Source organism: Pseudomonas sp. FW300-N1A1, from assembly GCF_058789115.1.
This window is the reverse complement of record NZ_JBYTBK010000055.1, coordinates 1-12,659: the sequence shown is the minus strand read 5'-3', so window position 1 is coordinate 12,659 and position 12,659 is coordinate 1. Positions and strand designations below refer to the sequence as shown.

9 protein-coding genes are annotated in these 12,659 nt (G+C 64.3%); all 9 read left to right on the top strand.

Translation table 11 applies throughout. The annotated features are described in order from the left end of the window. Positions 1 to 167: 167 nt before the first annotated feature. The 9 genes from AC3WQN_RS23740 to AC3WQN_RS23700 all read left to right on the top strand — a co-directional run bounded on the left by AC3WQN_RS23740 (position 168) and on the right by AC3WQN_RS23700 (position 12,601). On the top strand, positions 168 to 1,127 hold the full coding sequence (locus tag AC3WQN_RS23740; RefSeq protein WP_095147639.1) for an AAA family ATPase: 960 nt from the start codon (positions 168 to 170) through the stop codon (positions 1,125 to 1,127). A 5-nt stretch (positions 1,128 to 1,132) separates the two neighbouring features. Beyond that, positions 1,133 to 2,077 carry a DUF58 domain-containing protein gene (locus AC3WQN_RS23735; protein WP_103401832.1) on the top strand — a complete coding sequence of 315 codons (945 nt, stop codon included), beginning with the start codon at positions 1,133 to 1,135 and terminating at the stop codon, positions 2,075 to 2,077. Continuing rightward, positions 2,074 to 2,568 carry a DUF4381 domain-containing protein gene (locus tag AC3WQN_RS23730; protein WP_095143574.1) on the top strand — a complete coding sequence of 165 codons (495 nt, stop codon included), beginning with the start codon at positions 2,074 to 2,076 and terminating at the stop codon, positions 2,566 to 2,568. Before AC3WQN_RS23735 ends, AC3WQN_RS23730 begins: the two co-directional genes overlap by 4 nt. Then, complete coding sequence (locus AC3WQN_RS23725) at positions 2,561 to 3,637, top strand: vWA domain-containing protein (protein WP_103401831.1); 1,077 nt, start codon at positions 2,561 to 2,563, stop codon at positions 3,635 to 3,637. The genes AC3WQN_RS23730 and AC3WQN_RS23725 overlap by 8 nt, the downstream gene beginning before the upstream one ends. Beyond that, positions 3,634 to 5,391, top strand: coding sequence for a VWA domain-containing protein (locus AC3WQN_RS23720; RefSeq protein WP_103401830.1), 1,758 nt, complete (start codon positions 3,634 to 3,636; stop codon positions 5,389 to 5,391). Before AC3WQN_RS23725 ends, AC3WQN_RS23720 begins: the two co-directional genes overlap by 4 nt. After that, positions 5,388 to 7,028, top strand: a complete 1,641-nt coding sequence (locus AC3WQN_RS23715) for a BatD family protein (RefSeq protein WP_103401829.1) — start codon at positions 5,388 to 5,390, stop codon at positions 7,026 to 7,028. The genes AC3WQN_RS23720 and AC3WQN_RS23715 overlap by 4 nt, the downstream gene beginning before the upstream one ends. Before the next feature lie 82 nt (positions 7,029 to 7,110). Then, positions 7,111 to 8,355: an exonuclease SbcCD subunit D C-terminal domain-containing protein gene (locus tag AC3WQN_RS23710; RefSeq protein WP_103401828.1), complete on the top strand. Its 1,245-nt coding sequence runs from the start codon at positions 7,111 to 7,113 to the stop codon at positions 8,353 to 8,355. Beyond that, positions 8,352 to 11,993 carry an AAA family ATPase gene (locus AC3WQN_RS23705; protein ID WP_103401827.1) on the top strand — a complete coding sequence of 1,214 codons (3,642 nt, stop codon included), beginning with the start codon at positions 8,352 to 8,354 and terminating at the stop codon, positions 11,991 to 11,993. Before AC3WQN_RS23710 ends, AC3WQN_RS23705 begins: the two co-directional genes overlap by 4 nt. After that, on the top strand, positions 11,990 to 12,601 hold the full coding sequence (locus AC3WQN_RS23700) for a glutathione S-transferase (RefSeq protein WP_103401826.1): 612 nt from the start codon (positions 11,990 to 11,992) through the stop codon (positions 12,599 to 12,601). The genes AC3WQN_RS23705 and AC3WQN_RS23700 overlap by 4 nt, the downstream gene beginning before the upstream one ends. Positions 12,602 to 12,659: the final 58 nt, after the last annotated feature.

Sequence of the window (12,659 nt, the reverse complement as noted above, 5' to 3'; positions counted from 1 at the left end):
GGCACACCTGTTTCCTGCACATCCGCAGGTTTACGCACAAATACCGGTTATTTGCAGATTTTTCCAAGGTGCCGTTAGTCGCCAGGGGGCCGGATAGATTAAAGTATCAGCCCCCGCCCGGGCGCTTTTGACAAGCGTCCCCGGCCTTCTTCCAGGAACATTCAACGATGGAACACCGTGAGGCGCTTCTGGCGCTGCGATCCTTTCTTTCAACGCAGATTCTCGGCCAGGAAAAACTCATCGAGCGCTTGCTCATTGCCCTGCTTGCCGACGGCCACATGCTCGTCGAGGGCGCACCGGGCCTGGCCAAGACCAAGGCCATCAAAGAGCTTGCCGAAGGGATCGAGGCGCAGTTCCATCGTATCCAGTTCACCCCCGACCTGTTGCCCGCCGACATCACCGGCACGGAAATCTATCGCCCTGAAACCGGCAGCTTCGTGTTCCAGCAAGGACCGATCTTCCATAACCTGGTGCTGGCCGACGAAATCAACCGCGCGCCGGCCAAGGTGCAGTCGGCCTTGCTCGAGGCCATGGGCGAACGGCAAGTCAGTGTCGGGCGCAGCACCTATGAGCTGTCGCCGCTGTTCCTGGTGATGGCCACGCAGAACCCCATCGAGCAGGAAGGCACCTACCCGCTGCCCGAAGCCCAGCTTGACCGGTTCCTGATGCACGTGAAAATCGGCTTTCCCGATGCCGCCGTCGAACGCCGGATTCTGCAGCAAGCCCGCGGCGAAGCACTGAACGGCGAAGCCAAGCCGGAGCGTCGGGTGACCCAGCAAACGATCTTCGCCGCCCGCAAGGAAATCCTCGGGCTGTACATGGCCGATGCCGTGGAGGAGTATCTGGTGCAGCTGGTGATGGCCACGCGCACGCCCGGCAAATTCGACCCGGAAATGTCCGAGTGGATCGCCTACGGCGCCAGCCCACGGGGCTCCATTGCCCTGGATCGCTGCGCCCGCGCCCACGCCTGGCTGGCCGGTCGTGACTTCGTCAGCCCGGAAGACATTCAGGCGGTGCTCTTTGACGTGCTGCGCCACCGGATCATTCTGTCGTTCGAAGCCGAGGCCGCCGGTATCGACCAGGACCGCGTGGTCCAGCGGATTCTCGACGTCGTAGCTGTCGCTTGACGCCGATGACCACCGCCTCCGCGCCCGAACCGGGCATCCGCGTCAGCCTGTCGGAGCTGATCGAGATGCGCCATCGCGTGCGCGAAGTGCAGCTGTTTTCCACGCCAAGCCAGCGCAGCCCGCTGATTGGCCTGCACCACTCCAAACTGCGCGGGCGTGGTGTGGACTTCGACCAGGTGCGGGTCTACCAGGCCGGCGACGACGTGCGCACCATCGACTGGCGCGTCACCGCGCGCACCCAGGAACCCCACACTAAACTGTTCCACGAAGAGCGCGAGCGACCGATCTTCATCATGGTCGAGCAGAGCCGGCGCTTATTCTTTGGCTCGGGGCTGATGTTCAAGTCGGTCCTGGCCGCGCAAGCCGCGAGCCTGATCGGCTGGGCGGCCCTGGGCCATAACGACCGGGTCGGTGGGCTGGTATACGGCGACAACGAGCACTACGAAATCAAGCCCCGGCGCAGCAAGCAAAGCCTGCTGCAGTTGCTCAACCGCCTGGTGCGCGTCAACCAGTCGCTCGGCACCGACGGTGAGCCCGCCGGCGATGACCTGGGCATGGCCCTGCGGCGTGCCCGAGAAGTGCTGCGCCCCGGCAGCCTGGTCATCGTGATCTGCGACGAGCGAGCCCTGTCGGACGGGGCCGAGCAGCAACTGAGCCTGTTGTCGCGCCATTGCGACCTGCTGTTGCTGCCCTTGTCCGACCCACTGGACCACGCCCTGCCTGCTGCCGGCCTGCTGCGCTTCGCTGAGCGCGGCGCCCAGCTTGAACTCGACACATTGAACTTCGAGTTGCGCCAGAGCTATCGCGCCCAGGCCGAAGCCCGCATCGCCCGCTGGGAGCTACTGGCGCAGAAACTGCGGGTCCTGTTGATGCCCCTGAGCACCCAGAGCGAAATGGTCGAACAACTGCGCGAATACCTGAACCCGCAACGTCCGGGGAAAAGCCAATGAGCGACCTTGCGCAACTGCAACCTTTGATGACGCCGCCACCAATCCCCTTCTGGCCTCCGGCGCCCGGCTGGTGGCTGCTGTTGATCCTGTTGCCCGCGCTCGGGTTCGGCCTGTGGAAGCTGCGCCATTTACTTCCCGTCAAACGCAACGTCGTGCGTGCCGAGATCCCGCTGGACCCCCTGCGTGTAGCAGCGTTGGCCGAGCTGGCGCAAATGCCCAAGCCCTACGACGGCGCACCGGCGGGTGCCTGGCTGCAGCAGCTCAATGGGCTGCTCAAGCGCCTGTGCCGCAATGACTACCCTTACAGCCAGAGCCATACCCTCAACGGGCGCAAATGGCTGGCCTTTCTCGACAACCGTTGCCCGGCCGCCGGCCTGACCCGCTGGATGATTCTGGTGGAGGGTGCCTACAAGCCCGAATGCAAACTGGATGACAAGGCCATCGCCGGCTTGACCCAGGCTGTCGACACCTGGATTCGCAAGCATGTTTGAGTTCGCCTGGCCGTGGATCTTCGCCCTACTGCCGCTGCCCTGGTTGATGCGCCTTGTGCTGCCGGCCGCCGACAGCGGCGAGCCCTCGCTCAAGGTCAGCTTCCTGAGCGACCTCGAAGGTCTGGCCCGGCGTCGCGCCAGGGCCAATCTGCCGGCCTGGCGTCAACAAGCGCCGTTCATCCTGCTCTGGTTACTGTTGCTGACCGCCACCGCTCGCCCGCAATGGCTGGGCGAACCGCTGCCGATCGCCGCCAGCGGCCGCGACCTGCTGGTGGCCGTCGATGTCTCGGGCTCCATGGACTTTCCCGACATGCACTGGCAAGGCGAAGAGGTCAGTCGCCTGGCGCTGGTCCAGCACCTGCTTGGGGATTTCCTGGAACAGCGCGATGGCGACCGGATCGGCCTGATCCTGTTCGGCAGCCAGGCCTATCTGCAGGCGCCCTTGACCTTCGACCGCCGTACCGTGCGGGTCTGGCTCGATGAAGCGCGGATCGGTATCGCCGGCAAGAACACCGCCATCGGCGATGCCATCGGCCTGGCGCTCAAACGCCTGCGTCAGCGTCCCGCCCAGAGTCGCGTGTTGATCCTGGTCACGGACGGTGCCAACAACGGCGGCGAAATCGACCCGCTCACGGCGGCGCGTCTGGCCGCTGAAGAAGGCGTGAAGATCTACCCCATCGGCATTGGCGCCGACCCGGAAGAAGCCGGCACCTTGGGTTTCCTGGGCGTCAACCCGAGCCTGGACCTCGATGAACCCACACTCAAGGCGATCGCCGAAGTCACCGGTGGGCGCTACTTCCGCGCCCGTGACGCCGCGGAGCTGGAAGCAATCAAGCAAACCCTCGATCAACTGGAACCGGTCAACCAGCAACCGACCCAGGCCCGCCCGGCCCAGGCACTGTACAGTTGGCCGCTGGCCGCGGCGTTACTGATGAGCCTGTTGCTGGTAATCCGCGAGCGCTGGCCGGATAACCCGCTGCAACGGTTTTTCACCAAGGAGCATTTTCTGCAACAGCACCCTGACTGGCGCCAGCGGCTCCAGCGCCTGCGTCTGCGGAGGCGTCGATGATCGAGCTCTGGCCGCACTGGTTCCGTCCCTGGTGGCTGCTGCTGTTGCCCGTGCTCGTCTGGTTGCTGTGGCAACTGTGGCACCGGCAAAAACGCGCAGGCCGCTGGCAGATGATCCTGCCACCGGCCTTCCATGCCGCCCTGCTCAGTGGCGGCAACGGCCGCGAAAGCAAGTTGCCGTGGATTGCCCTGGGCCTGGCCTGGGTCCTGGCGGTTCTGGCCTTGCTGGGTCCCAGCTGGCAACGGCTCGAGCAGGCCGCACAGAAACCCGCCGACCCATTGGTGGTGCTGCTGGAACTGACCCCGCAAATGCTCGCCACCGACGTGACGCCCACACGCCTCGAACAGGCACGTCGCAAGCTGCTCGACCTGTTGCAGTACCGCAGCGATGCGCAAACGGCAATCGTGGTCTACTCAGGCAGCGCCCACACCCTGGTGCCCCTGTCGGATGACCTGAGCACCAGCCGCAACCTGCTTGAGGCGCTCAAGCCATCGATCATGCCCGAAACCGGTCATCGCGCCGACCTGGCAGTGGCCAAGGCGCTGACACTGCTCGAACGCGGCGCCCTCGGCCAGGGCCGGATCCTGCTGATCGGCTCATCCCTTGGCGAACAGGAACGCCAGGGCATTCGCCAGGCCCTGCGTGGTCAGGCGCCGCAGTGGCTGATGCTCGGGATCGGCACCGCACAAGGGGCGCCGGTCACCGCCGAAGACGGCAGCTTTCTCAAGGACGAACAGGGTGCGATTCTGGTGCCTCGCCTCGACAGCCCGGGCCTGAAAGCCTTTGCCAATGAGCTGGACGGACGTTACCGGCAAGCACGGGTGGACGACAGCGACCTGCGCGGCCTGGGCCTGCTGGATGCGCCCCACAGCCTGCGCGAAGATGGCCAGACCTTGCGCCTGGATACCTGGGCCGACCAGGGCTATTGGTTGTTACTGCCGCTGTTGCTGCTGACAGCCTGCGCCGGGCGAAGGGGCTGGCTGCTGTGTCTGCCACTGCTGTTGCTGCTGCCGCAACCGAGCTACGCCTTCGGCTTCAATGACCTCTGGTTGCGCCCGGACCAGCAGGGCCTGCACCTGCTCAAGCAACAACAGCCCGCCGAAGCCGCCAGGCATTTCCAGGACCCGCAATGGCAAGGTGTGGCGCTCTATGAGGCCGGTGAGTACGCCGCAGCCGCCGAGCGCTTCGCCCAGGGCAACGACGCTCGTGCGCACTACAATCGTGGCAACGCACTGGCCAGGAGCGGTGAGCTGGAAGCGGCACTGGATGCCTACGAGCAAGCCCTGGAGCAGCAACCGGACCTACGCCCGGCCCTGACCAACAAGGCGCTGGTCCAAGCGCTGATCAAACAAAGCGCCCCGGTGCCTCCAGAGGGGCCGGAGAGTTCCATGGATGAGCAACCGGCACAGTCCGAATCGACGCCGCCACCTGGGGCTGCGAGCGAGCCGGCGCCGGGTGTCGAGCAACAGTCCGCCGCGCCAACCCCGCCCTCCTCCGACACCGCCGAGGGCGAAGCCGCAGCGACCACCGACAAGCCGCCGCAACCGGGCAATAATGAAGTGCCGGGCAGCGAACTGGGGGACGAACAGACCACCACGCCGCCGATTCGCAGTGCCGACGCCAACTTCGACGGCGAGCACCGCGAGGCCCTTGAACAATGGCTGCGAAAAATCCCGGATGAACCGGGTGAACTGCTCAGGCGCAAGTTCTGGTACGAACAGCAACAACATCAGGATCAGGGAAAAACTCGATGACCCGCTTCACCGCACTATTGCTCGGCCTGTTTCTCTGGCCCTTGGGCGCCCAGGCTACTGGGTTAGTTGCCAGCGTCGATCGCAGCCGCCTGAGCTCCGGAGAGACGGTCGAACTGACCCTGGAATCCAGCGACGTCACCCAATTCGGCAAACCCGACCTCAGCGCCCTCGAACCCCAGTTCGAGGTACGTGGCACCCGGCAAGTCAACCAACTCAATACCCTCAATGGCGAAAACCACGCCACCACCCGCTGGATCATCACCCTGCTGCCCAGACAGAATGGCACCGTGGTGATTGCGCCGTTGCAATTGGGCGAGTTCACCAGCGAGCCCATCGAGCTGCAGGTAATGCCAAGCCAGACCCAGGACACGCCCGACATACTGGCACCGGTGTTCATCGAATCCAGTCTTGATCAGGACGCCGTGTACGTGCAGGCCCAGGCGATCCTGACCCTGCGTATCTACCATTCGGTGTCGCTGTACGATGACAGCAGCGTCACCCCCTTGCAGATTCCCGATGCCCGTATCGAACCCCTGGGCGAATCGCGGACCTATGAAAAGGTCATCAACGACCTGCGTCATGGCGTGATCGAATTGCGCTACGGGATTTACCCGCAACACAGTGGCGAGCTGACGATCCCGGCACAGATTTTCAGCGCCACCCTGGTCGATGCCCAACCCGCCCAGGACGCCACGGGCCAAGGCCCGAAGTCGGGCAAGCTGATGCGCGTGAGCTCCAGCGAAACGACGTTGACGGTCAAGGCCAAACCCATTGAGTACCCGCTGGATACACCTTGGCTCCCGGCCCGCAGCCTCAGCCTTGGCGAAAGCTGGAACCCGGAGCCCGATCACAGCCAGGTCGGCGATTCACTGACACGCAGCCTGACCCTCAAGGTCGAAGGCCTGGCCAGCTCGCAGCTTCCACCCTTGCCGGCGACTGACGTCAGCGGCTTGCGGCGTTATCCCGACCAGCCTCAACTGAGCAATCAGAACAGCGACCGCGGGCTGATCGGCAGCCGTGAGGACCGCGAAGCGCTGGTGCCGACCCACAGCGGCGCAATCGATTTGCCTGCGGTGGAAGTAGTCTGGTGGAACACCCTTGAGGACCGTCTGGAACGCAGCAGCTTGCCGCCACGCACCCTGAACATCGTCAATAATCCCAGCCTGATGGTCGACACACCGGCAGGCAACGCTCCGGTCTCGCCCTCCGTCGACGCCGAGACGCTGTGGTACTGGAAACTCAGCACCCTGATCCTCGCCTGCACCACCCTGCTCGGCTTCGGCCTGTGGTGGCGTGCACGCTGGCAACCGGCGATTCTGCGCGCGGCCCAGACCGGTCCCAGTCCGCGCACCCTGCTCGACGATCTCAAGCGTGCCAGCCAGGCCAACGATCCCCAGGCCACCCGTCAGGCACTGGATGCCTGGGCCCGCCAGCAACCGGAAACCCTGGCCGACATGGCGGCGCGCTTCGTGCCGCTGTCCGATGCCCTGGACGGCCTGAACGGCGCGCTCTACAGCGAAACCGGACAGTCCTGGCAAGGCGAAGACCTGTGGCGCGCCATACGCGCCATCCCGGCCTCCGAACGGGTCCAGGCCCCCGTCGGCGACAGCAGCCTGCCGCCGCTGTATCCCAAGTAACCCCAAACACCTCCCGTGCAGCAGCCGGCAAGCCGACTGCTGCACGGCCGACTTTTCACTTATCGATTGAGCGGAGTTTGCCTTGCGTCTGTTTCACACCTCCGACTGGCACCTTGGGCAGAACCTGCATGGCCAGGAACGCGACTTCGAACACGCATGCTTCCTTGAGTGGCTGCTGCGGCAACTGGCGCAGGCACAGCCCGACGTACTGCTGATTGCCGGCGATATCTTCGACACGGTGAACCCGCCGGTCAAAGCCCAGGAACGCCTGTACGACTTCATCGTCAGCGCTCACGAGCAACAACCGGCGCTGACCATCGTGATGATTGCCGGCAACCACGACTCCGGCTCGCGCATCGAGTTGCCCGCGCCGCTGATGCGTCGCTTGCGCACGCACGCGTTGGGCCGGGTTCTGTGGCTGGATGACGGGCAACTGGACGCTGAACGCCTGCTGATTCCACTGCCCGACGCCTCGGGCGACATCGCCGGCTGGTGCCTGGCGCTGCCGTTCCTGCGGCCCGCCGAAGTCACCGCGGCCCACCTGGGCGATGACTACCTGCGCGGCATCGGCCAGGTGCATGAATGGCTGATCGAGGCCGCCAATGCCAAGCGCCAGCCGGGCCAGGCACTGATCGCCATCAGCCATGCACACATGGCCGGCGGCTCGGTGTCCGAGGACTCCGAACGCAGCCTGATCATCGGCAACGCCGAAGCGTTGCCCGCCAGCCTGTTCGGTCCGAGCATCAGCTACGTCGCCCTGGGCCACCTGCACAAGCCGCAGAAGGTCAACGGCGAGGAGCGCATTCGCTACTGCGGCTCGCCGATTCCGCTGTCGTTTTCCGAGATCAACTACCCCCACCAGATTCTCGACATCACCCTGGAGGGCGAGACACTGGTCAGCGTCGAGCCGCGCCTGATCCCCCGGGCCGTGGAACTGCAACGTCTCGGCCCGGCGCCGCTGAGTGAAATCCTCGCGCAACTGGCGCAACTGCCGGACATCGACCTGCTGGCCGACATCCAGCGCCAGCCCTGGCTCGAAGTCCGGGTACGCCTGGACGAACCGCAACCGGACCTGCGCCAGCAAATCGAAACCGCGCTGCAAGGCAAGGCCGTGCGCCTGGTACGCATCGCCGCCGAATACGCAGGTGCCGGCGGGCGAGACGCCAGCGACGACAGCGGCCAGTTGATTGAACTGGATCAATTGACCCCACAGGAACTGTTCAGCCGCGCCTGGCTGGACAACTACGGCAGTGCGGTCGACGAACAGACCCTCAACGACTTTGCCCGGTTGCTGCAAGACGTTCAGCAGGAGTGCGAACAGCCATGAAGATCCTCGCGATCCGCCTGAAGAACCTCGCCTCCCTGGCAGGCCCCTTCGAGATCGACTTCACCGCCGAACCGCTGGCCAGTGCCGGCCTGTTCGCCATCACCGGACCCACCGGCGCCGGCAAAAGCACCCTGCTCGATGCCTTGTGCCTCGCGCTGTTTGGCGCGGTACCGCGGCTGAACAACACCGGGCGTGACGCCAAGGTGCCGGATGCCGACGGCGAGATTGCCACGGGCGACCCGCGCACCCTGCTGCGACGCGGCACCGGCGAGGGCTATGCCGAGGTGGATTTCCACGGGATCGACGGCCGCCGCTATCGCGCGCGCTGGGAAGCCAATCGCGCCCGGGAAAAAGCCAACGGCAAACTGCAGGCCAGCCGCCAGAGCCTGCGCGACCTGGACACCGATCAACTGCTGGCCAGCCAGAAAGGCGAATACAAGAGCCAGCTCGAAGCCGTGCTGGGCCTGAACTTCGAACAGTTCACCCGGGCGGTGATGCTGGCCCAAAGCGAGTTCAGCGCCTTCCTCAAGGCCGATGACAACGACCGCAGCGAGCTGCTGGAAAAGCTCACCGACACCGCGCTCTACACCCGCCTGGGCAAGCGTGCGTTCGACAAGGCCAAGGAAACCCGCGAAGCCCACAAGCTCCTGCAAGACCAGGCCAGCGGGATCACGCCACTGCAACCCGAAGCGCGCGCCGAACTCGACCAACGCTTCAACGACGCCCGACAACAGCTCAACACCCAACAAGCCCAACTCAAGCAGCTGGAGCAGCAAAACACCTGGCTCAAGGAACTGCAGTCGTTGCAAGACCAGCAACAGGCTGGCGCCGAGCAGCTGCAGCAGGCACAACAGTCATGGGCGGCACAGACCAGCGAGCGCCTGGACCTGACGCGCCTGGAACACCTGGCGCCACAGCGTCACTTGTTTTTCCGACATGCTGAACTCACGGCGCAACTGAGCCCGCTGGCGATGCTGATCCAGCAACACCATCAACAGCACAACGAACGGCAACAGCACCAGGCGCAACTGGAGCAGACTCTGGAGGCGGCCAACGCCGCGCTGGCCCAGGCCCAGAACCAACACAGCAGCAACACCCCGCTGCTGCGTCAGGCCTTCGAAGAACAGAGCAACCTGGCACGCCTGAACCAGGCCATCAGCACGGCGACCGAACTCAAGCACAACGCCGAACAGGCCAGCCTTGAAGGTCAACAGACCATCACCGGGCTGCAGGACCTGCAACAACGGGTGGCCGAACGCCTGGCGAACATGGCCACGCAGCTGGAGCACAGCTTGCACCTGGCACCGGTCAGCGATGCATGGAACGTTCATCGTGAGCGCTTGCAGCAACTGATGCTGGTGGGCAATCGCCTGAAACAGGGCCAGGCCGAACTGCTCGGGCTTGAGCAACGGGCAACGGACAGCGCCAGGCAACTGGACGAACAGCGCACACAGCTGGAGTTGCTGTACCGCGAGGCCGGGGCGGAACCCGAAGCGGTGGCCGAGCAGATACAGATCCTCGGCAGCCTGTTGCAAGACAACCGCAAACAGCAACGCGCCATCGAAGAACTGGCACGGTTGTGGGCCAGCCAGCAGGACCTGGACCATCGCGGCCAAGCCCTGCAACAACGCCTGCACACCGTGCACAGCGAGCGTGAGCGCCTGACCCGCGAAGGCGTGCAGGCCAAGGCCGAGCTGACGCTGGCCGAGCAGACCTTGAAGGTCACGCAGAAGTTACTGGAACGTCAGCGCCTGGCGCGCAGTGCCAGCGTCGAAGAATTGCGCGGGCAATTGCAGGACGATCAGCCGTGCCCGGTCTGTGGCAGCGTCGAGCATCCTTATCATCAGCCCGAAGCCTTGCTGCAAAGCCTGGGTCGGCACGATGAAAGCGAACAGGCCAACGCGCAGCAAGCCGTAGACTTGCTCAAGGAAAAACTCGCCGACCTGCGTACCGAAGTGGGCGGGCGGATTGCCCAGCAAAAAGAGCTGCTGCAACAACAGGAACAGCTCGCCACTCAACTGCAGAGCGTGACGCCCCTCCTTGAAGCCCATCCGTTGGCCGCATCCTTGCTGGCCCAGGACGCAGGCAAACGCGACACCTGGCTGACGCAACAAAACGCGCAACTGGTACAGAACATCGCCCAGGATGAACAACGGCAAAACGCCCTGCTCACCCTGCAGCAAGACGCCGTGCGCCTGGCGCAACAACTGCAGGTCGCCGAACAGGCCAGCCAGCAGGCGGCCCAGCAGCTGACGATCCAGCAGCGCGAGCTGGGCAGCGACAGCCAGCGCCTGGAGGACGAACTCGAGGCCTTCAGCGCCCTGCTCCCGGCCCTCACCCTTGAAGGCTTGCGCAATGAGCCTGCCGCGACTTTCATGCAGCTCGACCAGCAAGTTGCCCAACGCCTGGAGCATCTGGAGCTGCAACGCGAAGAGCTCGGCGAGCAGCAACAGCGTCAACAAACCCTCGAGAAAGAACAGGACCGCCAGCTCACGCGCGGCCAACAACTGGACGCCGCGCAACAGCAATTCAATGCACTCGCCGAGCAGCAGCACAACGCCCGGCAGACGTTGGCGCAACTGTTGGGAGAGCAGCCGAGCGCCGAACACTGGCAACAGCAGCTCGATCTTGGCGTTGAACAGGCACGCCAGGCGCAAGCCTCAGCCAACCAGCAATTGCAGGAAGTGCGTAACCAACTGATCCAGCTGGCTACCGAGCTGAAAGCCGAGCAACAACGTCAGCAGGCACTGGAAACGCAAAGCCTGGAGTCGGGTGGCAAGATCGCCGACTGGCGCGCCCTGCATCCCGAACTGGACGACGCCGGTCTGGAACACCTGCTGGCGTTCAGCGACGAACAGGTCAGCCAGTTGCGCCAACAGCTGCAACTGAGCGAGAAAGCCGTCGAGCAAGCCGGGGTGTTGCTGCAGGAGCGTGAAAAACGCCTGCAAGACCATCAGGCCCAGCACAATGGCAACCTTGCGCACGAGCAGTTGGCCCAGGCACTGCTTGAGCTGCAGGCCCAGGCCGGGATCAGCGAACAGCTGTGCGCCGAACTGCGCGCGCAGCAAGCCGAGGATCAACGCCGCCAGGAGGCCAATCAGGCGCTGGCGCAGCGCATCAATGAGGCCTACAACGAGTGGCAACGCTGGGCCCGACTCAATGCCCTGATCGGCTCGGCGACCGGTGACACCTTCCGCAAGATCGCCCAGGCCTACAACCTCGACCTGCTGGTGCATCACGCCAACGCCCAATTGCGCCAACTGGTGCGGCGCTACCGGCTCAAGCGCGGAGGCAGCATGCTCGGCCTGCTGGTGATGGACACCGAGATGGGCGACGAACTGCGCTCGGTGCACTCACTGTCCGGTGGCGAAACCTTCCTCGTCTCGCTGGCACTGGCGCTGGGCCTGGCATCAATGGCCTCGAGCACGCTGAAAATCGAGTCGTTGTTCATCGATGAAGGCTTCGGCAGCCTCGACCCCGAGTCCCTGCAACTGGCGATGGACGCCCTCGACGGTCTGCAGGCGCAAGGCCGCAAGGTCGCGGTAATCTCCCATGTCCAGGAGATGCACGAACGGATTCCGGTGCAGATCCAGGTGCGCCGCCAGGGCAATGGACTCAGTACCCTGGAGGTGAAATGAGCACTCCAACGCTCTACTCCTTCCGCCGCTGCCCCTACGCCATGCGTGCGCGCATGGCCCTGCGCTACAGCGCCGTGGACGTGCAAATTGTCGAGGTCAGCCTCAAGGCCAAGCCGCCGCAGATGCTCGCACTGTCGAGCAAGGGCACGGTACCGGTATTGAGCCTTGACGGCCGGGTGATCGACGAGAGCCTGGAGATCATGCGCTGGGCACTGGACCAGCATGACCCCCAGGACTGGCTGCTCAAGGACAAACCCGCCGCGCAACAACGGGCAGCGGCGCTGATCGAAGAAAACGATCAGGTGTTCAAGCTGCATCTCAATCGCTACAAGTACGCCGAGCGTTACCCGGAGCACGCGATGGAGCACTACCGCAGCGAGGGCGAAGTGTTTTTGCGCACGCTCGACGGGCTGCTGCAACAGCAGTCGTTTTTGCTGGCCGACCATTTGAGCCTGGCGGACGTCGCGCTGGCGCCGTTCATACGCCAGTTCGCCCATGTCGACCGTGACTGGTTTGCGCAGACGCCGTATCGGCATCTACAGGCGTGGCTGGAGGGGATTCTGGCGTCAGCCTTGTTCAGCGCCGTAATGTGTCCAGTCCTGAAATAGGTTTACACCCATTTCAGCCTCAAAACGCCCGATGCACCGCATCGGGCGTTTTGTATTT